Source organism: Burkholderia sp. AU27893, from assembly GCF_002223205.1.
Lineage (GTDB): Bacteria > Pseudomonadota > Gammaproteobacteria > Burkholderiales > Burkholderiaceae > Burkholderia.
This window is the reverse complement of record NZ_NKFD01000001.1, coordinates 76,499-97,324: the sequence shown is the minus strand read 5'-3', so window position 1 is coordinate 97,324 and position 20,826 is coordinate 76,499. Positions and strand designations below refer to the sequence as shown.

18 protein-coding genes are annotated in these 20,826 nt (G+C 66.6%); 8 read left to right on the top strand and 10 right to left on the bottom strand.

From position 1 onward, the window contains the following. The first annotated feature begins 92 nt into the window (after positions 1–92). A complete protein-coding gene (locus CFB47_RS00425) occupies positions 93–1,577 on the top strand; it encodes a sensor histidine kinase (RefSeq protein WP_089460237.1) in 1,485 nt (494 codons plus the stop codon). A 136-nt stretch (positions 1,578–1,713) separates the two neighbouring features. On the opposite strand, the gene CFB47_RS00420 is transcribed toward CFB47_RS00425, so the two are convergent. The 7 genes from CFB47_RS00420 to mnmC form a co-directional block, all read right to left on the bottom strand. Further along, positions 1,714–2,244 carry an SET domain-containing protein gene (locus tag CFB47_RS00420; RefSeq protein WP_089438902.1) on the bottom strand — a complete coding sequence of 177 codons (531 nt, stop codon included), beginning with the start codon at positions 2,242–2,244 and terminating at the stop codon, positions 1,714–1,716. A 181-nt stretch (positions 2,245–2,425) separates the two neighbouring features. Then, complete coding sequence (locus CFB47_RS00415) at positions 2,426–3,538, bottom strand: NADH:flavin oxidoreductase/NADH oxidase (protein ID WP_089460236.1); 1,113 nt, start codon at positions 3,536–3,538, stop codon at positions 2,426–2,428. Positions 3,539–3,753: 215 nt separating this feature from the next. Continuing rightward, entirely contained in the window at positions 3,754–4,464 is a 711-nt protein-coding gene (locus CFB47_RS00410; RefSeq protein WP_089455439.1) for a glutamine amidotransferase, read from the bottom strand. A gap of 28 nt (positions 4,465–4,492) precedes the next feature. Then, positions 4,493–5,131 carry a MarR family winged helix-turn-helix transcriptional regulator gene (locus tag CFB47_RS00405; protein WP_027788730.1) on the bottom strand — a complete coding sequence of 213 codons (639 nt, stop codon included), beginning with the start codon at positions 5,129–5,131 and terminating at the stop codon, positions 4,493–4,495. A 508-nt stretch (positions 5,132–5,639) separates the two neighbouring features. Continuing rightward, entirely contained in the window at positions 5,640–6,755 is a 1,116-nt protein-coding gene (locus CFB47_RS00400; protein ID WP_006490006.1) for a YbdK family carboxylate-amine ligase, read from the bottom strand. 14 nt (positions 6,756–6,769) lie between these two features. Next, on the bottom strand, positions 6,770–7,984 hold the full coding sequence (locus CFB47_RS00395) for a cation:proton antiporter (RefSeq protein ID WP_089438900.1): 1,215 nt from the start codon (positions 7,982–7,984) through the stop codon (positions 6,770–6,772). A gap of 672 nt (positions 7,985–8,656) precedes the next feature. Then, entirely contained in the window at positions 8,657–10,603 is a 1,947-nt protein-coding gene (mnmC, locus tag CFB47_RS00380; protein ID WP_089460234.1) for a bifunctional tRNA (5-methylaminomethyl-2-thiouridine)(34)-methyltransferase MnmD/FAD-dependent 5-carboxymethylaminomethyl-2-thiouridine(34) oxidoreductase MnmC, read from the bottom strand. Positions 10,604–10,991: 388 nt separating this feature from the next. Here mnmC and CFB47_RS00375 point away from each other — a divergent pair, with 388 nt between their 5' ends. After that, on the top strand, positions 10,992–11,270 hold the full coding sequence (locus tag CFB47_RS00375; protein WP_006401505.1) for an HU family DNA-binding protein: 279 nt from the start codon (positions 10,992–10,994) through the stop codon (positions 11,268–11,270). Positions 11,271–11,388: 118 nt separating this feature from the next. Here the strand turns inward: CFB47_RS00375 and CFB47_RS00370 are convergent, their stop codons facing one another. Together CFB47_RS00370 and CFB47_RS00365 are read right to left on the bottom strand one after the other, a co-directional pair. Continuing rightward, positions 11,389–12,702 (bottom strand): GTP-binding protein, encoded by a 1,314-nt coding sequence (locus CFB47_RS00370; protein ID WP_089455324.1) that lies wholly within the window; start codon positions 12,700–12,702, stop codon positions 11,389–11,391. A gap of 159 nt (positions 12,703–12,861) precedes the next feature. Beyond that, the gene (locus tag CFB47_RS00365; RefSeq protein WP_069246751.1) at positions 12,862–13,311 is read right to left on the bottom strand and encodes a lytic transglycosylase domain-containing protein; all 450 of its coding nucleotides are present in this window, start codon (positions 13,309–13,311) and stop codon (positions 12,862–12,864) included. 366 nt (positions 13,312–13,677) lie between these two features. On the opposite strand from CFB47_RS00365, the gene gspD reads away from it, so the two are divergent. Genes gspD through gspF form a run of 3 tightly spaced genes read left to right on the top strand, consistent with a single transcriptional unit; the run spans position 13,678 to position 18,738 of the window. Continuing rightward, positions 13,678–16,020 (top strand): type II secretion system secretin GspD, encoded by a 2,343-nt coding sequence (gene gspD, locus CFB47_RS00360; protein WP_089460233.1) that lies wholly within the window; start codon positions 13,678–13,680, stop codon positions 16,018–16,020. Beyond that, positions 16,017–17,516, top strand: a complete 1,500-nt coding sequence (gene gspE, locus CFB47_RS00355; RefSeq protein WP_089438895.1) for a type II secretion system ATPase GspE — start codon at positions 16,017–16,019, stop codon at positions 17,514–17,516. Before gspD ends, gspE begins: the two co-directional genes overlap by 4 nt. A 4-nt stretch (positions 17,517–17,520) precedes the next feature. After that, positions 17,521–18,738, top strand: coding sequence for a type II secretion system inner membrane protein GspF (gene gspF, locus CFB47_RS00350; protein WP_069246748.1), 1,218 nt, complete (start codon positions 17,521–17,523; stop codon positions 18,736–18,738). Between the two features lie 35 nt (positions 18,739–18,773). Here the strand turns inward: gspF and CFB47_RS00345 are convergent, their stop codons facing one another. Next, complete coding sequence (locus CFB47_RS00345; RefSeq protein ID WP_039351532.1) at positions 18,774–19,184, bottom strand: type II secretion system protein N; 411 nt, start codon at positions 19,182–19,184, stop codon at positions 18,774–18,776. Positions 19,185–19,359: 175 nt separating this feature from the next. On the opposite strand from CFB47_RS00345, the gene gspG reads away from it, so the two are divergent. Genes gspG through gspI form a run of 3 tightly spaced genes read left to right on the top strand, consistent with a single transcriptional unit; the run spans position 19,360 to position 20,824 of the window. Then, positions 19,360–19,812 (top strand): type II secretion system major pseudopilin GspG, encoded by a 453-nt coding sequence (gene gspG / locus CFB47_RS00340; RefSeq protein WP_011350483.1) that lies wholly within the window; start codon positions 19,360–19,362, stop codon positions 19,810–19,812. A gap of 38 nt (positions 19,813–19,850) precedes the next feature. Next, complete coding sequence (locus CFB47_RS00335) at positions 19,851–20,420, top strand: GspH/FimT family pseudopilin (RefSeq protein WP_089424127.1); 570 nt, start codon at positions 19,851–19,853, stop codon at positions 20,418–20,420. Then, entirely contained in the window at positions 20,417–20,824 is a 408-nt protein-coding gene (gene gspI / locus CFB47_RS00330; protein WP_373453127.1) for a type II secretion system minor pseudopilin GspI, read from the top strand. The genes CFB47_RS00335 and gspI overlap by 4 nt, the downstream gene beginning before the upstream one ends. Positions 20,825–20,826: the final 2 nt, after the last annotated feature.

Below are 20,826 nucleotides of genomic sequence, written 5' to 3'. Positions count from 1 at the left end.
TCGTGCGCCGGCGTGCCGCCCTGCCCGCGTCGCCGCCCGGCGCACGACCGCGCCGCTCCCCGTGAGCGGCGCTTATCCATTTGCCCGTCGAAATGTCTCCTGATCCGGCTGTGACCACCAGCCTGCGCCGCTCGCTGCTACGGCGCCTCGCCGCCCCGCTGTCGATGCTCGCGCTGATGAGCGGCCTGATCGCCTACTGGCTCGCGTGGCAATACACGCAGCACGTGATCGACCGCTCGCTCGCCGATCTCGCGACCGCCATCTCCAAACAGATCCAGATCGCCGGCCCCGACGCACCGTTTACGGTGCCGCCGCTCGCGCAGGCGATGTTCTCCGATCCCGCCGAAGCGCTGATCTACCGGATCAGCGACGGCGAACAGGAACTCGCCGGCGATCCGAAGCTGCCGCTGCAGGGCATCAACGTGCGCCGCATGCATCACGCGTACGTGTTCGAGGCCGAATACGACAACCGCGCGGTGCGGGTGGCGCAGGTGCGCGTCGACGACGTCGAAGGCGGCAAGCCGATGGTCGTCGAGGTCGCGCAGCCGGTGCGGCACCGCTACCGGATCGCGGCTGAATTCCTCGTCGCCATCATGATGCCGCTGCTGCTGCTGCTGCTCGCGGGCTGGGGCATCGTATGGCGCGTCGTGAACCAGCAGCTCGGCCCGCTCACGCACCTGGCCGATTCGCTGAACCGGCAGACCCACACGTCGCTGGAACCGGTCGACGAAACCGAGGTGCCGCTGGAAATCCGGCCGCTGACGAGCGCGATGAACGCGCTGCTCGGCCGCCTGAAGACCGCGCTCGACGCGCAACGCAAGTTCATCGCCGATGCCGCGCACCAGTTGCGCACGCCGCTCACGGCCGTGAAGCTGCACGCGGAGCAGGCAGCCGTCGCGCGCGACCCGCACCAGACCTTCGCCGCGGTGCGCGAGCTGCGCGCGGCCGCCGACCGTGCGGTGCGGCTGTCCAACCAGTTGCTGTCGCTGGCCCGTGCGGAGCCCGGCGAGCAGGCCGCGCGATTCGTCGACGTCGACCTCGCGGCGATGGCGTTCGAAACGGGTGCCGAGTGGGTGCCGCGCGCGCTTGCGACGCACGTCGACCTCGGCTTCCAGCGCACCGACGATCCGGGTGACGACGAGAAGCTGATCGTGCGCGGCAACCCGGTGCTGTTGCGCGAGGTGATCGCGAACCTGCTCGACAATGCGCTGAAGTACGTGCCGCTCGCGCGGCCGGACGGTGCACGGATCACGGTGAACGTTGCGCGCGGCGCACTCGAGGACGGCCAGCCGGCCGCCGAGATCGTCGTCGAGGACAACGGCCCCGGCGTGCCCGCCAACCAGCAGGCCGACCTGTTCAAGCGCTTCTTCCGCGGCGACGCGCAAAGCGGCAACGGCGTCGAGACGGGCGCCGGGCTCGGCCTCGCGATCGTGCACGACATCATCGCGATGCACGGCGGCACCGTCTCGTACGAGGATGCATCGGAAGGCGGCTCGCGCTTCGTGGTGAGGGTGCCGCTGGTTGCGCACATCGAGCAGCCGGCCAGCGAAACACCGGCCGCGGCGTCGACGCACTGAGGGACCGAGGGACTCGCGGCGGGCGGCCGCTGAGCAGGCCGCGCGCCGGATGAGGGAAGCAGAAAACACGGCCGCGCGACGCGTGCAGTCATCCGCTGAAACGACAACGGCAGCGCACGATGCGCTGCCGCCTGCATTACTTCTTGCTTTTCTTGTCCTTCGACCGGGACTCGGACTTGCCGTCCTTCTTGTCCTTCTTCTTTTTCTTCTTGCCGCCCTCGTCGGACGTCGCGAGCAGCGTGCCGCGGCACGACGCCGCGCCGCAATGGCACGCGTACTCGCGCTTGAGCTTCTTCGTCAGCTTCGCGTCGATCACGAGGCCGTAGTCGTAGAACAATTCCTCTTCCGGCCCGATGTCGCGCAGCGCGTGGATGTACACGCGGCCTTTGACTTCCTCGGCTTCGCAGTTCGGCGCGCACGAGTGGTTGATCCAGCGCGCGCTGTTGCCGTCGATCTTGCCGTCGATCACCCCGCCCTCGTCCAGTGCGAAGTAGAACGTATGGTTCGGTTCGCTCGGGTCGTGCGGGTGGCGGCGCAGCGCTTCCTTCCACGAAATTCGTTCGCCCTTGTATTCCACTACGCGCTCACCGGCCTTGATCGGCGCCACGGCGAACACGCCCTTGCCGTGTACTCCCGAGCGGCGCACCGCGATCCTGCGTGAACTCATCGAACGAATCCTTGTGAAGACGACTTGAATGGAAGACGGCCGTGGTCACGGCCCGGCGCCGCGCAAAACGAAAAACGCGGCACCGGTGGGTGCCGCGTCGGGGCATGCGGCGAATCACCCGCATCCTACACGTTCACGATTGCTTCGTTCAACATCACGCGCAATATTGCGCGTGCGGTGCTCAACGCTGGCCGAATGCGATGTCGCCGAACAACGCCTTGTGCTCGCGCGGCTGCGAGCGCCAGTATTGCGGCGGCGCCGTCACCTGCGCGCCGAGCTCGGCCGCCGCATGCCACGGCCAGCGCGGGTCGTACAGCATCGCACGCGCCATCGCGACGAAATCGGCATCGCCGGCCTCGATGAGCCGGTTCGCATGCGCGGGCTCGTTGATCAGGCCGACGGCGATCGTCGGCATGCCGACCGCACGCTTCACGGCCTGCGCGAACGGCACCTGGTAGCCCGGCGACAGCGGAATCTTCTGCAGCGGCGACACGCCGCCGGACGACACGTCGATCCAGTCGCAGCCGCGACGCTTCAGTTCGTGCGCGAACGCGATCGTATCGTCGAGCTCCCAGCCGCCTTCGACCCAGTCGGTCGCGGACACGCGCACCCCGACCGGCCGGTCTTCCGGAAACGCCGCGCGCACGATCTCGAAGATCTCGAGCGGAAAGCGCATGCGGTTTTCGAGCGAGCCGCCGTACTCGTCGGTGCGCTGGTTCGCGAGCGGCGACAGGAACTGGTGCAGCAGGTAGCCGTGGGCCGCGTGCACCTCGATCGCGTCGATGCCGAGCCGTGAGGCCCGCTTCGCCGACGCCGCGAACGCTTCGCGGATCCGGTTCAGGCCCGCGGCATCCAGTGCGAGCGGCGGCGTTTCGCCCTCCTTGTGCGGCACGGCCGACGGCGCATGCGGCAACCAGCCGCCGTCGGCGACGGACACGAGCTGGCCGCCCTGCCACGGCACGTCGCTCGACGCCTTGCGCCCCGCATGCGACAACTGCATCGCGATGCGGACCGGCGAATGCTTGCGGATCGCGGCCAGCACGGGCTTCAACGCGGCTTCGGTCGCGTCGTCCCAGAGGCCGAGGTCGCCATGCGTGATGCGCCCGTCGGGTTCCACCGCGGTTGCCTCGATGCAGAGCAGCCCCGCGCCCGACAGCGCGAGATGGCCGAGGTGAATCATGTGCCAGTCGGTCGCTTCACCGCGTTCGGCCGAATACTGGCACATCGGGGAGATCACGATCCGGTTCGGAAGGGTCACGCCGCGCAGCGTGAACGGGGAAAACAGCGCAGTCATGGAAGCCGCTCGCCTGGAAGGGAAAGAGCGAACGAGCGTAGCACGCAGGCGGCAAGCGTGCAGACGGCGCGTTCGGCAGTAAGCGGATGGTCAGGTACGGCGCGCGGCAGGTTGCCGGCAATGGAGAAAAGGCAGCGCATACGGCGAGGCGCCGGCCTGCAACGAATGCGGGCCGGGCATCCCGTTCGCGGCGAGCGGCGGCGCCGCTGACGGCGTCAGAGCCCGACGCTGTCGAGCCACTCCGCGAACATGCGTCGCGCGGCCGCCTCGAGCGCGGGGCCGTGCTGCACGGTATCGGCGCGCAACTGGCGCGCGTCGATGCCGGGCGTCGCCGCGATTTCGCCGGCGTTCGCGATCAGCCACGGTTCGAAACGGTCGGTGCGGATTTCCGGATGGCATTGCAGCGCCAGCACGTGCCGGCCCCAGGCGAATGCCTGATGACGGCAGGCCGGGGTCGACGCAAGATGAATCGCCCCGCCCGGCAGGTCGAACGTGTCGCCATGCCAGTGCAGCATCGACGTCGCCGCACCATCGAGATGGCGCAGCGGCGACGCGCGGCCGGCATCGGTGAGCGTCAGCGGCGTCCAGCCGAGTTCGTGCTGGGCAGCCGGATAGACGCGCGCACCGAGCGCCCGGGCGATGAACTGCGAACCGAGACAGATCCCGAGGATCGGCAACCCGGCGTCGATGCGCTTGCGCACGAGCGCCGCGAGCGGCGCGATCGTCGGATACTGCGCATCGTCGTACACGCTGAGCGGCCCGCCGAGCACGACGAGCAGCGACGGCTCGAGCACGTCGAGCACCTCGACCCGCGACGACCCGACGTCGACGTAGCGCACCCGCCGACCCCGTTCGCCGAGCACCTGCTCGAAGCTCCCGAGATCCTCGAAATGCACGTGGCGGATCGCCACGACTTCAGCGTTCATCATCGGCCTCCCGGTCGATCGACGGACGTCAGCCGGCGAAAATCTTCCAGGTCTTCTTCTGCGTTGCCGCGTCGGCCTCTTCCTGCACCGAGCAGTCGAGACGCAGATCGCTGTCGGACATCGAGATGTCGAGCGCCGCGCAGTGATGCACGGTCTTCTTCGACAGCTTGCCCGGCTGGAAGTGAGCGCACGTCAGGCACATGCGCTGCGGCGGCGTCGCACCGGCCACCTGCAGTTCACGCAGCGTCTTCAGCAGCGCGCGATACAGTGCGCCCTGCTCGTCCGCGCCGAGCTTGCCGACCGCTTTCGTCAGGAATTCAGGCCATTGCAGCGCCTTCTTCGCGGCCGTCCGGCCACGAGCCGACAGGCGCACGGCCAGTGCGCGGCCGTCGTCCAGCGCACGGCGCTTCTCGACGAGACCCTTCGTTTCGAGCGTGCTCACCGCATCGCTCGTGGTCGCCGCGGTCAGCTGCGTCTCGCGCGCGATCTCGCCGAGCCGCATCGGGCCCTTGCGCTGCAGCAGCAGCACGAGAATCTCGCCCTGCGTCGGCGTGAGGCCTGCGCCTTCCGCCCAATCCCATGCCTGGCTCCGCATGGCCGTACTCAACCGCAGCAGGCTGTGGGTCACACGTCCCGAAGCCTGATTCCCGTAAACGCCTTCGCTCATAGTCTTTTCGCTTTGCCGCCGCCCGGTTTGCCGAGCGGCCGTAGTGTGGAGATCGAATGTCTATCTCAAAACAGACATGCTCTTGCGAGTATGTCAGCACGGCCGTCGCGAGGGCACACGCGGCGGTCGCGTTCGCGGCGACCGGTAAGACACTCGACGTTCCGGTGTCCGCAAAGCCGACATTCTAAGCGAGAGCGGAAAATCGCACAGCTAAGTTATCCCCTTCATTCTGTGGAAAATCACTGGATAACCAGAATTTTTCGTTGTGCCAGCAATGTCGAACGACCGCCAAGCGGTGCGCCGGGGCATTTTCCTGTTCGGATCGGCCATCGGGTCAACCGCAATGATCCACCGGGTTATCCCGTGCACAGATCGTTGACTTTGCAGCGGAATATCAGGTTATCCACAGATTTTCAGGACAACCGGCAACGATTTCGGCGGCAATCGGGGCCGCCGGCCGTTCAGTGAATCGCGACTCGGTCGACCCCGTAATCTGCAAAACATTTTTTCACTCGCGCCAACGTAAGCACTGCTGGCGGACCGTCTCATTGAGCGATTTTTCCTGTTTGAAAACGGTTCTCAACCACGATGCGTCGTTCACACGCGCCTTCGCGAGCGCGCCGATCTCGTCGAGCGCCGCGCGCGAACCGAGGGCGGCCGCATGCGGCGCGATCCGGTCGAGCGTGTCGAGGATGTCTTCGGCGATCGTGCGGCGCTCACCTGTCTGAGGATTCACGCAGGTCCCCTCGAGCCCGAAGCGGCACGCCTCGAAACGGTTGAACGTGTACACGAGGTAGTCGTCCTCGGACAGCTTCAGCGGCCGGTCGGTCAGCAGGTAGCGCGCGAGCGTCTGGATGTAGCAGGCGATCGCCGCCGCGCGGTCGACCGACAGCGGCGTGTCCATCACGCGCACCTCGATCGTCCCGTAGCCGGGCTTCGGCCGGATGTCCCAGTAGAAGTCCTTCATCGAGTTGACGACGCCGGTGTTCACCATCTTCGTGAAGTACTCCTCGAAGCTGTCCCAGGTCAGCACGAACGGCGCGCGGCCCGACAGCGGGAACGCGAACACCGAATTCAGGCGTGCCGAATGGAAGCCGGTGTCGACGTTCTGCACGAACGGCGACGACGCGGACAGCGCGATGAAGTGCGGAATGAAGCGCGACATCGAGTGCAGCAAGAACAGCGCGCTGTCGGGATCGGGGCAGCCGATGTGCACGTGCTGGCCGAACACGGTGAACTGCTTGGCGAGATAGCCGTACAGTTCGGAGATGTACTGGAAGCGCGGCGCATCGTAGATCTGCCGGTCGCTCCATTGCTGGAACGCATGCGTGCCGCCGCCGGCCAGCCCGACATTGAGCTGGTCGGCCGCCTTCACCAGCACGTCGCGGATCGCATGCAGCTCGCTCACCGCCTGCTCGTGCGAATGACAGATGCCGGTCGACAGCTCGATCATGCTCTCGGTGATTTCCGGCGTGATGTTGCCCGGGAAGGTCTCGCCCTGGATCAGGCGCATCAGGTCGGAGGCCGCTTTGGTCAGGTCGTAGTTGTGCGTGTTGACGACCTGGATCTCCAGTTCCACGCCGAACGTAAACGGCTCGGAATTGACGAAGGTTTCGAGTGCCATGGCAGGTTCCGGAATCAGTTGCCGTCGCTGCGTTCACCGACCGCCGACAGGCAGCGGTACACGATGAACGGGCTGACGAGCTGCAGGATCACGATCGTGCACATCACGATCGCGCGCAGGTGCGGGTCGAAATTCGGATAGAGCTGGTACGTGTCGTCGACGAGCAGGTACGACAGCGCGGACATCGGCGTGAGCGCGATGCCGAGCGCGACGCCCTGCTTCATGCCGATGCCGCTCGGCTTCGCGAACGCGACGACGCCGGCCAGCTTCGCGACGAGCCGCGTGACGATCAGCACGATCGCGAGCAGCCCGCCGAGCGCGATGTCACCCCACGTGAACGACGTGAGCGTGAGCACGAACAGCGTCACCGTCAGCAGCCAGCCGGCCGTGCCGAAGTGCTCGGGCCACAGTTGCGGGCGCGCCTCGAGGTTCTTCACGATGATGCCGGCGAGCAGCAGCGTGAGCAGCGTCGACAGCTTCAGCGCCTGGGCGACGGCGATCGCGAGCATCACGAGCCCGAACAACGCGACGAACGAATGCTCGTCGCGCATCGTCGCGGTCATGTGGCGGAACAGGTAGTTGCACGAACGCGCGACGACATACGCGACGATGAACGACCCCGCGAGCAGGTAGAGCGGCTGCAGGATCGTCGCGAAAACGTTGCCGTACGCTTCCTGGTGGAGCCAGCTCGTCACGAGCTTGGTCAGCACGATCGCATAGACGCTGTTGAGCGCGGTGAGCGTGATGAGGCGTTGCGACACCTGCCCTTCCGCGCGCAGTTCGGTCTTCAGCTGGATCACCATCGATGGCGACGTCGCGATCGCGATCGCCGACAGCACCAACGCGACCATCCCCGACACCCCGAGCGCAAGCATCACGAACAGCACCAGCACGAACGTCAGCGTGGCTTCGGCGAGGCTCGACGCGATGAGCCAAGGATTGCGCCGGATCCAGCGCAGGTCGAGACGGCTGCCGAGCTCGAACAGCAAGAGGCCGAGTGCGACGTCGATCAGTAACCGGGATGTTTCGTCGGTGCTGGCATCGATCACGCCGAAGCCGAACGACCCGGCGATGAGACCGATCACCGCATAGCCGGTGATGCGAGGCAGACGCCATGCGCGATAGCAAAGCTCGCCGCACAGGCCGGCCGCGAACAACGCGAGCCCGGCCCAGAACACGGCATCCGGCGTGAGCGGCCAGTTGGGCAGGAATGAGAACGCCGACTTCATCGTGGTGACTTCTCCTTTGGAAGCGACCGCCAGCGACGCGGGGTCAAGCGTCAGAAATGGAATGCGCGCCGGCTGGGTATCGCCCCGAATGTGATTGTTGTGTCGACGACGGCGGGACATGGGATCCGCCTTTTCCACCACAGGGCGGAAAGTCGTTCAGGTTGCCGATCTGGATTGTCGGCCTGGTGTGTGAACGGACTGCGCAGTCTCGAAGATTCAGATTCGAAATCGTGCCGACCGTTCCATTGAAGCATGTCCGGCGCCTGGCCGGATGAACGCGAAGGAAACCGATTGTGCCACAGCTTTTTCGGTCTGGAACCCATTGAATCGACTCGCGGCGCTGTGCGGCACCACAGGTCTTTGGTTTCAAAGGTTTACTTGTATATATACATAGTAGAAGTTAACAAAGGACGCACAGTTCTGTGGATAACTTCGGTTTACGTCGGCAGATCAAGGCGTTGCAGAACCCATAACCCGTTGCACAGACTGTTCGTGCACAGAGGTTTGAGTTGAGCAACTTTTGGGCCGCCTCACAGCTGTGTCGAGTTACCCAGTTTACGTCCACTGTGATTGCACACGAAGTGCGTGCGGATTTCGCGCGGTTATCCACAGCGTCGAGTGGATAACCTTGCGCGAAAAAGTCGGGAAACTGTGAGCGACTCGGGTGAGCGGTCAGCCGGCCTGGCCGACGCGGCGCGCGCGCAACGCGCGGATCAGGAAGCGTGCGGGGTCGACGGCATCGGCAAGTTCGCGTTCGAGCGGCCAAGGCTCGCCTTCGAGTTGCGACGCGATCAGTTCCGCGCCGAGCGCCGCCCATACGAGGCCGCGCGAGCCGAAGCCGAATGCGCCGTAGAGCCCGGGCATGCGCGGCAGGTCGCGCGCCTGCGCACCGCTCAACGCGCGGGCATGGGCGACGGCGCCTGCTTCGTCCGCGAGCGGGCCGAGCAGCGGCAGGCGGTCGCCGACGACCCAGCGGAACGCAACGCGGCCGCGCAGTGTGGCGGCGTCCGGCAGGTCGCCGATCAGGCCCGGTAGCAGATGCCGGACGCGCTCGATGTTTTCGAGGTGGCCGGCTTCACGCATCGCGGGATCGCCGTCGTCGGGTTCGAACGTCGCGCCGATCAGCAGCGTGCCGTCGTCGAGCGGCACCGCGTAACCGTCGCCGATCGTCGGGCACGGCAGCGGTGCGGTGCTGCCGGCCGGCAGCAACGTGAGCTGGCCGCGCACCGGTTGCAGCGCGACATGTTGCAGCCCGGCAAGACGCGCGGCGTCGCCGGCATTCGCGAGCACCACGACGGGCGCTTCGGCCAGCGTGCCGCCCGCATCGTCGAGTGCATGCCACGCGTCGCCCCGCCGTTCGAGTTTCGCAACGCGGGTGGACGCGAGCAGGCGTACGCGCTCGCCGGCCGCCGCATATTGGGCCGCGCACAGCCCGGCCGGCCAGACGGCGCCGCCGTGCGGAAACAGCAGGCCGCCCTGCGCGAGCGGCAGCTTCAGATGCGCGCGCGCGGCCTCGACGTCGAGCAGCGAGACGTAGTCGGACGGCGCACCGAACGCATCGAATGCGTCGCGCATCCGCTCGAAGTCGCCGGCCGATTCGGCGAGATGGATCATCCCGTGCGTGCTGCGCGCGAATGCGTGGCCTGCGCGTTCGAGTGCCTGCCAGCGTGCGATCGCGTGCAGGAAGCCGCCGCGCGTGAGCCGGCTCGCGACGTTGTCGTCGCGTGTCATCAGCGGATGGAATACGCCGGCCGGATTGCCCGACGCGTCGCTCGCGATCCGCTCGTGCCGCTCGATCAGCGTGACGTCCCAGCCGCGCGCGGCCAGACGTTCGACGACCGCGCAGCCCGCCAGCCCCGCGCCGATCACGATCGCACGGCGCGTCGTAACGGGCAGTGGGAGCGGCGGCTCGTGCCGGCGCGCGCGCCAGCGCGGCGCATATTCGCCGACGAGCAGATCGTCGACCTCGCGATACGTGAAACCCGATGTGTCGAGCGCGTGTTTCAACGCGTCCGAACGCGCATGCGCTGCAAAGGTGGCGTATTCGCCGGCGATTTTCGAGAGCGTGCGGACCACGTCGGCCGATCGGAGATCCGCGTCGTTCGATGCCGCGAAGCGGTCGAGACAAAACGCATCGGCGCGCGCGACGATCTTCCCCAGCATGTCGATCGCATCGCCGAACGCAAGCGTGAGCACCACGCGCCCTTCATCGAATTCGAGCCGATGAAGGCCCGGTACGCGCATCGGCCACGCGTCTGCTAGTGCATCGACATCCGCCGATATGGTTGTGTCCGCAACTATGTGGGACGCTGCGCGGCGCAGGTCGTCGCGTGAAAACGGATGCGGTTCGACTGCGACGAAATGCAGCCGCTCGCAGCGCGCGGGATCGTCGCGCCAGGCGGCCCAGGCCGCGAGAAAGCTGCCGCCCGCGCCGAATCCGGTCGCCACGATCGTGAACGTGCGGCGGCCCTGCCAGCGCGCCGGCAGCCCGTTGCCCGCGACGAACACGCGATGCGCGAGTGCGCCGGATGCGCCGCGATGGAGATCGCCGAACTCGGGCGAGACGAGCGTGCCGTCGTCGCGAAGCGCGAGCGTGGCGGGAACAAGTCGGTCGGTCATGCGAAACAAAAAACGTGGCAGCCAAGCCTGGCAAGGGATTGCGCCGGGCCGTCCGACCGGTCGTTGGAAAAAGCCAACGGCGCGGCGCACGGGCGGACCGCGCTGCGTATCCTGTCCGGTTGGCGCTGGTCAAAAAACGGGCAGTCGATGATTCATTCGGCGAAATACCGATGAAAATCTTTGAAACCCTTGTCGTTATTGGGTTTGCGCTGCGCTATCATAGCAACGCCGTACCGCGGGGTGGCCACCGGCTCACCGGAGGGCGCGTCGCGCGGGCCAGGATTCGGCGCTGTGTCGTCGGAGTCTGACTCTCGACGGCACGGTTCGCGCACGTATAATCGGCGCGTTCGCGCTGTTCGTGTCAACCTAACCTGATAAAGGAACCTTAATGAACAAACAGGAACTGATCGACGCCGTCGCCGCCCAAACGGGCGCCAGCAAGGCTCAAACCGGCGAAACGCTGGACACGCTGCTCGAAGTCATCAAGAAGGCCGTGTCGAAGGGTGATGCGGTTCAGCTGATCGGCTTCGGCAGCTTCGGTTCGGGCAAGCGCGCAGCACGTACGGGCCGCAACCCGAAGACCGGCGAAACTATCAAGATCCCGGCAGCCAAGACGGTCAAGTTCACGGCTGGCAAGGCGTTCAAGGACGCCGTCAACAAGCGTTAAACCAGCGCCTGTTCCAAGAAAAACCCGCCTTTCGGCGGGTTTTTTGTTGGGCGCGCGCAGCATTTTCGCCACAGTCCGCGCCCCTCTTGCAAGATTTAACGGTTCTTTTTACAACGCGTTACGCGTGCACGATCTGCGTGTCGCCGTGATCGTCGTCGTCGTGCGAATCGATATCCCATGCCGGGAACGGATCGTCGAACGCGTGCCATCCGGCCGCGCCGAGCGCGAATTCCGCGTCGGTCAGCAGGCACGCATCGAGCTTCGCGCGCCAGGCCTCCGCGTCGAGCGCGATGCCGATCAGCACGAGTTCCTGCCGGCGGTCGCCTACTGCGCGATCATCGATGTCGCCGTGCCATTCGGCGCGGATTTCACCGAGCAGCTCGTCGTCGTCCGGCCATTCGGCACGATCCTGCGCCGCCCACCACAGCCCCGCCGGGCCATGCCGGCATACGCCGCCCGCCTGCGACAGCGAACCCGCGATGTCGTTGCGCGTCGCGAGCCAGAAGAAACCCTTGCTGCGCAGCACGCCCGGCCACTCCTGATGCAGCAGCGCCCAGAGTCGCGCCGGATGAAACGGCCGGCGCGCGCGGTAAACAAAATTGCCGATCCCGAATTCGTCGGCTTCGCCGTGCACGTGCGCATGATGTTCGTCATGGCAGTCGGGGTCGTCGCAATGCGTGCGATCGTGATCGAGCGACGCGAGCCAGCCCGGTGCGTTCGCGGCCTCGTCGAAATCGAAGCGGCCCGTGTTCAGCACTTCGTCGAGCGGCACGTTGCCGAACGTCGACACGACCTGGTGCGCGCGCGGGTTGAGTCGCGCGAGGATGTGCTGCAGGCGGGCAAGGTCGTCCGCGGCGACGAGGTCGGCCTTGTTGATCACCAGCACGTCGCAGAATTCGATCTGCTCGATCAGCAGCTCGACGAGCGTGCGGTCGTCCTCTTCCGACGCGGCGATGCCGCGCGTCGCGAGCGCATCGTCCGAGCCGTAGTCGCGCAGGAAGTTGTACGCGTCGACCACGGTGACGAGCGTGTCGAGCCGCGCGATGGTCGACAGCGACGTGCCGTCATCGTCGACGAACGTGAAGGTTTCGGCGATCGGCATCGGCTCGGCGATGCCGGTCGATTCGATCATGATCGCGTCGAAGCGGCCTTCGGACGCGAGCGTGCGGATCTCGACGAGCAGGTCGTCGCGCAGCGTGCAGCAGATGCAGCCGTTCGACATCTCGACGAGGCGTTCCTCGACGTGCGACAGCGCCTGCGCGTCGCGCACGAGCGACGCATCGATGTTGACCGCCGCGAGATCGTTGACGATCACGGCGACTTTCAGCCCCGCGCGGTTCGCGAGGATGTGATTGAGCAGCGTGGTCTTGCCGGCGCCGAGGAAGCCGGACAGCACGGTGACGGGCAACGGCTGGTTCATTGCCGGATTCATAGCGATATGCACCAACGGAAAAATTGAAAAAGCGGCCGCGATGCCCTTCCGGGGCGCGATCGTCCCGCGGACGGGCGAAATTGCGGCGTGAGATCCGCATTGTGCATCAAACGCGCGCCGGCCGGCCGGTACGGCATCCGGCCGCGCTGCGCCGCGGCGTCACTGCACGGGCGGCAGCAGCTTCCACTGCGTCAGGATGCCGGCGATCTGCCGTGCATACTTGTCGCGCAGCGACGGGGTTTCCGAATGATAGGCGCCGACCGCCTGCCACGTGTTGCCGTAACGGTTCATCTTCTGCTTGAGATGCCACGCGGCGATATAGACGTTCTTGCACGGCTCCATCAGCGTGTCGCGGCCGATTCCATAGCGCGACAGCGTCGGCAGGTGGATCGAATTGATCTGCATCAGGCCGTAGTCGACCGAGCCGTTCGTGTTCTTGTTCAGCGCGCCGGGCCGGTTGCGCGATTCCTGCCACGCGATCGCGCGCAGGATCAGCGGGTTGACCTGCTGATATTTAGCGGCCTCGTCGAAACAGTCCGCGCGAGCGTTCGCGCTGGCGAAATACCCGCCGGCGGCGATCAACACGATCGAAACGAACCGTCTGTTCATGGTGCGAAATCGACAAGAAATTGCGTGAGGGTCGGGAAAACCCGTGCCTGTTATTCGTGCGACGAGAATCGTGCCGCCCGTATCATACCGACAGTCCGTCAACTTGCGACAGTCAGGAATACGGCCGCCCGGTTATACCGCACTTCCGTGTCGGTTCATCTTGAAACGGGGGCGATGGCCGCACGCCGAAAATAATGCCGAATCTTACAGATTGCATACGGTTCGCCGGACACATGTCGTATGTGAGACAGTCCTCGGATCAATGTGATATTTCGGACATGAAAAACTGCTAATGTCGCCTCTTTCGGACTTGGATCCCAGCACTACCGCCGGAAGTGGCCTGAGCCGGCATCGACCCATTCATCCATGACAAGAAATCGCTTCGTTATGCGGCGTGTCGCCACGACTCTGCTCGTCGCCGGCATCATCGTCTCCCAGGCCGCCTACGCTCAGGTCACGCTCAATTTCGTGAATGCGGATATCGACCAGGTCGCCAAGGCGATCGGCGCCGCAACCGGCAAGACCATCATCGTCGACCCTCGTGTGAAGGGGCAGCTCAACCTCGTGGCCGAACGGCCGGTGCCGGAAGACCAGGCGCTGAAGACGCTGCAGTCGGCGCTGCGCATGCAGGGCTTCGCACTCGTGCAGGATCACGGCGTGCTGAAGGTCGTGCCCGAGGCCGACGCGAAACTGCAGGGCGTGCCGACCTACGTCGGCAATGCGCCGCAGGCGCGCGGCGACCAGGTGATCACGCAGGTGTTCGAGCTGCACAACGAATCGGCGAACAACCTGCTGCCCGTGCTGCGGCCGCTGATCTCGCCGAACAACACGGTCACCGCCTACCCGGCGAACAACACGATCGTCGTGACCGACTACGCGGACAACGTGCGGCGCATCGCGCAGATCATCGCCGGCGTGGACAGCGCCGCGGGCGCGCAGGTGCAGGTCGTTGCGCTGCGCAACGCGAACGCGATCGACCTCGCCCAGCAGTTGCAGAAAATGCTCGACCCCGGTGCGATCGGCAACAGCGACGCGACGCTGAAGGTGTCGGTCACGGCCGATCCGCGCACCAACTCGCTGATGCTGCGCGCGTCGAGCGCGTCGCGCCTCGCGGCCGCCAAGCGCCTCGTGCAGCAGCTCGACGCGCCGAGCGCGGTGCCCGGCAACATGCACGTCGTGCCGCTGCGCAACGCCGATGCGGTGAAGCTCGCGAAGACGCTGCGCGGGATGCTCGGCAAGGGCAGCGGCAGCGACAGCGGCTCGTCGGCGTCGTCCAACGATGCGAACAGCTTCAACCAGAACGGCGGCTCGTCGTCGAGCGGCAACTTCTCGACCGGTACCTCCGGCACGCCGCCGCTGCCGTCGGGCGGCCTCGGCGGCTCGTCGTCCTCGTCGTCGTACGGCGGCTCGTCCGGCAGCGGCGGGCTCGGCAACGGCGGCCTGCTCGGCGGCGACAAGGACAAGGGCGACGACAACCAGCCCGGCGGGATGATCCAGGCCGACGCGGCGACCAACTCGCTGATCATCACCGCGTCGGATCCGGTTTACCGGAACCTGCGCTCGGTGATCGACCAGCTCGACGCGCGGCGTGCGCAGGTCTATATCGAGGCGCTGATCGTCGAGCTGAACTCGACGACGCAGGGCAACCTCGGCATCCAATGGCAGGTGGCGAGCGGCCAGTTCCTCGGCGGCACGAACCTGAACCCCGGGCTGGGCCTCGGCAACAGCATCGTCAACCTGACGGCAGGCGGCCTGACCAACGCCGCCGGCGGCATCACCGGAGGCGGGTTGGCTGCCAACCTCGGGCAGTTGTCCCAAGGGCTCAACATCGGCTGGCTGCACAACATGTTCGGCGTGCAGGGGCTCGGTGCGCTGCTGCAGTATTTCGCGGGCGTGAGCGACGCGAACGTGCTGTCGACGCCGAACCTGGTCACGCTCGACAACGAGGAAGCGAAGATCGTCGTCGGCCAGAACGTGCCGATCGCGACCGGCTCGTATTCGAACCTGACGAGCGGCACGACGAGCAATGCGTTCAATACCTACGACCGTCGCGACGTCGGCCTGACGCTGCACGTGAAGCCGCAGATCACCGAAGGCGGGATCCTCAAGCTGCAGCTCTACACGGAAGATTCCGCGGTCGTCAGCGGCACGACGAATGCGCAGACCGGCCCGACCTTCACGAAGCGCTCGATCCAGTCGACGATCCTGGCCGACAACGGCGAAATCATCGTGCTCGGCGGCTTGATGCAGGACAACTACCAGGTGTCGAACAGCAAGGTGCCGCTGCTCGGCGACATCCCGTGGATCGGCCAGCTGTTCCGTTCCGAATCGAAGGTGCGCCAGAAAACCAACCTGATGGTGTTCCTGCGCCCGGTGATCATCTCCGATCGCAGTACCGCGCAGGAGGTCACGTCCAACCGCTATGACTACATCCAGGGTGTGACGGGCGCGTACAAGTCGGACAACAACGTGATCCGCGACAAGGACGATCCGGTCGTCCCGCCGATGCCGATCGGCCCGAGCCAGGGCGGCACGGCCGCGGGCAACCTGTTCGATCTCGACAAGATGCGTCGCCAGCAGCTGCAGCGCCAGGTCGCGCCGGTGCCGGCCCAGCCGTTGCCGGAAGCGACGCCCGCGCAGCCGCAGAGCGTGCCGCAGCAAGCCGTGCCGCAACAGCCGCTGACGGCCACGCCGGGAGCGTCGCAGTGAGCGACGTGCACGCCTCTTCCACCCACGACGGCGCGCCGGGCGAACGGCAGCCGCCGTCGCCGCTCGCCGCGCGACTGTTGCCGTACGGCTTCGCGAAGAGCGGCCAGGTGCTGATCGCGCATCAGCTCGACGACACGCTCGAGGTGTGGATCAGCGAACGCACGAGCGACGCCGCGCTCGCGGAAATCGCGCGCAACTTCGGCTCGATCGCCGTGCATCGCGTGCCGGCCGACGAGCTCGCGCAGGCGATCAACCATGCGTACGCACGCCAGGACGGCAGCGCCGCGCAGGTGGTCGGCGAAGTCGAGGGCGAAGTCGACCTGTCGCGGCTGATGCAGGACATCCCCGAAGTCGAGGATCTGCTCGAATCGGAAGACGACGCGCCGATCATCCGGATGATCAACGCGCTGCTCACGCAAGCGGCACGCGAACAGGCGTCGGACATCCACATCGAGCCGTTCGAGAATGCGTCGGTCGTGCGCTTTCGCGTCGACGGCACGCTGCGCGACGTCGTGCGGCCGAAGAAGGCCCTGCACGGCGCGCTGATCTCGCGGATCAAGATCATGGCGCAGCTCGACATCGCCGAGAAGCGCCTGCCGCAGGACGGCCGCATCACGCTGCGCGTCGGCGGCCGGCCGGTCGACGTGCGGGTGTCGACGCTGCCGACCGGGCACGGCGAGCGCGCGGTGCTGCGTCTGCTGGAAAAGGATGCGCAGCGCCTGAACCTCGAGGCGCTCGGGATGGGCCGCGACACGCTCGTGCAGTTCGACAAGCTGATCGCGCGCCCGCACGGCATCGTGCTCGTCACGGGCCCGACGGGTTCGGGCAAGACGACCACGCTGTATGCGTCGATGTCGCGGCTCGAAACCGCGACGACGAACATCATGACCGTCGAGGACCCGATCGAATACGACCTCGGCGGCATCGGCCAGACGCAGGTGAACGAGCGGATCGGGATGACCTTTGCCCGTGCGCTGCGCTCGATCCTGCGCCAGGATCCGGACGTGATCATGATCGGCGAAATCCGCGACCTCGAAACCGCGCAGATCGCGGTGCAGGCGTCGCTGACGGGCCACCTCGTGCTCGCGACGCTGCATACGAACGATGCCGCCTCGGCCGTCACGCGCCTGACCGACATGGGCGTCGAGCCCTATCTGCTCGCGTCGTCGCTGCTCGGCGTGCTCGCGCAGCGGCTGGTGCGGCAGCTCTGCCCCGTCTGCAAGGAAGAACGCCAGGAAGAAGGCCGCACCGTCTGGCATCCGGTCGGCTGCGACAAGTGCGGGCATTCGGGGTATTCGGGCCGGCGCGGCGTATACGAACTGCTGCTGGTCGACGAGTCGATCCGCTCGCTGATCCACCGCAACGCGGCCGATGCGGAGATTCTCGCCGCCGGCCGGGCGGAAGGGATGCGCACGCTGCGCGACGACGCCGAGCGCTGGCTCGCGTCGGGCGCGACGTCGCTCGAGGAAGTGCTGCGCGTGACGGGAGGCGCATAGCGCGATGCCGGCATTCCGTTTCGAAGCAATCGATTCGGCGGGACGCGCGCAGAAAGGCGTCATCGATGCCGACAGCGCACGTGCCGCGCGCGGCCAGCTGCGTACGCAGGGGCTCACGCCGCTCGTCGTCGAGCCGGCCGCCAGCGCGACGCGCGGGGCGCGATCGCAGCGGCTCGCGTTCGGCCGCAAGCTGTCGCAGCGCGAACAGGCGATCCTCACGCGCCAGCTCGCGAGCCTCTTGATCGCCGGGCTGCCGCTCGACGAGGCGCTCGGCGTGCTGACCGAGCAGGCCGAGCGCGACTACATCCGCGAACTGATGGCCGCGATCCGCGCCGAGGTGCTCGGCGGCCATTCGCTCGCGAATGCGCTGGGCCAGCATCCGCGCGACTTCCCGGAAATCTATCGTGCACTCGTCGCCGCGGGCGAGCACACCGGCAAGCTCGGCATCGTGCTGTCGCGCCTGGCCGACTACATCGAGCAGAGCAACGCGCTGAAGCAGAAGATCCTGCTCGCGTTCACGTATCCGGGGATCGTCACGCTGATCGCCTTCGGCATCGTCACGTTCCTGCTGAGCTACGTCGTGCCGCAGGTCGTCAACGTGTTCGCGAGCACGAAGCAGCAGCTGCCCGTGCTGACGATCGTGATGATGGCGCTGTCGGATTTCGTGCGGCACTGGTGGTGGGCGATCCTGATCGCCGTCGTGCTCGTCGTGTGGTTCGTGAAGGCGACGCTGTCGCGCGACGGGCCGCGCCTCGCGTTCGACCGCTGGGTGCTCACCGCACCGCTCGCGGGCAAGCTCGTGCGCGGCTACAACACGGTGCGCTTCGCGAGCACGCTCGGCATCCTCACCGCGGCGGGCGTGCCGATCCTGCGCGCGTTGCAGGCGGCCGGCGAGACGCTGTCGAACCGTGCGATGCGCGCGAACATCGACGACGCGATCGTGCGCGTGCGCGAAGGCTCCGCGCTGTCGCGCGCGCTGAACAACGTGAAGACGTTTCCGCCGGTGCTCGTGCACCTGATCCGTTCCGGTGAAGCGACGGGTGACGTGACGACGATGCTGGATCGTGCGGCCGAAGGCGAAGCGCGCGAGCTCGAGCGTCGCACGATGTTCCTGACGAGCCTGCTCGAGCCGCTGCTGATCCTGGCGATGGGCGGCATCGTGCTCGTGATCGTGCTGGCCGTGATGCTGCCGATCATCGAGCTGAACAACATGGTGCAGTGACGGCCTGACCGCGGGTCGGGCCGTCGCCTTCGGCTTCAGCGCACGTAGATCGCCGGGGACGGCGTGTTGGCGGGCAGCTGGACTTCGGTGCGGGCGCCGTTGCGCTCGACGATGATCGAGCGGGGGCGGACTTCGGCGAGCTTCGCGCCGGACGTGACGTCCGCGCCGAGCGACACGGCACGCGGCGGTTCGCCACCGACACCGATGATCGCGGCGCCGCCGTGGTCGAGCGCGAGGATGCCGAACAGGTGGATGTCCTGCACGGCATTCTTGTCGAGCTGACCACCGAAGAGCGCCGCGGCGTCCTCGGTGCGGATCGGCAGCCGCGCGGCGGCGGCGGGCAGCGGCGCTTCGCGGGCGGACAGCGTGACGACCCAGTAGGTGGCCGTCGCGCACAAACCCGCGAAGAGGGCTAGGGAGAGGATCCGGATCGAGAGCGCGTTCATGCGCGCTATTGTACGGATGTATATGAAATTTGCGTTGGGTGAAAGCCCTCGGCAATGCGCGCCTTACAATGCGTGCTCCGCGCCCGCGGGTTCGGAAGGTTGCCGTCAGGCAATCGTCCGATGCGCCGGGTGCGTCACCCGACCAACGACATTTTTTGGAAAGAGGTAGTCAGTCATGCAAACGTGGATCACTCGCCGCAACGCGGCCGTGCGTCGTCAGCGCGGTTTCACGCTGATCGAGATCATGGTGGTGGTCGCGATCCTCGGGATCCTGGCGGCGCTCATCGTGCCGAAGATCATGAGCCGCCCGGACGAGGCACGCCGCATCGCCGCGAAGCAGGACATCGGCACGATCATGCAGGCGCTCAAGCTGTACCGTCTCGACAACGGCCGCTACCCGACCCAGGATCAGGGCCTGAACGCGCTGATCCAGAAGCCGTCCACCGATCCGATCCCGAACAACTGGAAGGACGGCGGCTATCTCGAGCGCCTGCCGAACGATCCGTGGGGTAACGGCTACAAGTACCTGAACCCGGGCGTGCACGGCGAGATCGACGTGTTCAGCTACGGCGCCGACGGCAAGGAAGGCGGCGAAGGCAACGACACCGACATCGGTTCGTGGCAATAGGCGCTCACTGACCGGCCCGACGCTTCGTCCCCTTCTTCATGCTCGCCACTCGCACGACCTTCCGCTGCGGCCGCGATTGCCGTGTGCGTCGCGGCGCGGCTTCGTCCGCACCGGTGCGTGCCGACGGCGGGCAGGCGTTGCATGAGGCGCGGCGTCATCGCGCGCGCGGCTTCACGCTGCTCGAAATGCTGGTCGTGCTCGTGATCGCGGGGCTGCTCGTGTCGCTCGCGTCGCTGTCGCTCACGCGCAATCCGCGCACCGACCTGCGCGAGGAAGCGCAGCGCATCGCGCTGCTGTTCGAGACGGCCGGCGACGAAGCGCAGGTGCGTGCCCGGCCGATCGCGTGGCAGCCGACCGCGCACGGCTTCCGTTTCGACGTGAGCTCGCCCGACGGCTGGCGCACGCTGCGCGACGACCTGCTGCGCCCGCGCGACTGGGACGGTGGCGTCACGGGCGCCGACATCGACTATCCGGGGTCCGACACGCATGCGAATCGCGTCGTGTTCGGCACCGAGAGCATCGACACGCCCGTGCGCGTGACGCTGCATTCGGCGGTCGGCAGCGCGACGATCGTCGGCACCGGCAACGGCCGCTACGAGGTGCAATGACGATGCGTTGTCGCTTGCCCTCTTCCGTTTCTTCATCGCGCGGTTTCACGATGATCGAGGTGCTGGTCGCGCTCGCGATCATCGCGGTCGCGCTCGCCGCGTCGATCCGCGCGGTCGGCACGATGGCGAACAATGCCTCCGACCTTCATCGCCGCCTGCTCGCCGGCTGGAGCGCCGACAACGCGCTCGCGCAGATGCGGCTCACGCACGCGTGGCCGGAGATCGGCGAACAGAGCTTCGACTGCTCGCAAGGCAACGTGCAGCTCGTCTGCACGCAGCGCGTGAGCACCACGCCCAACCCGGTGTTCCGGCGCGTGCGGATTTCGGTGAGCATGCCCGGGCAAACCGGCGTGCTCGCGCAAATGGTGACGGTGGTCGCGAATGAAACCAGCCGTCCGCTCTGACG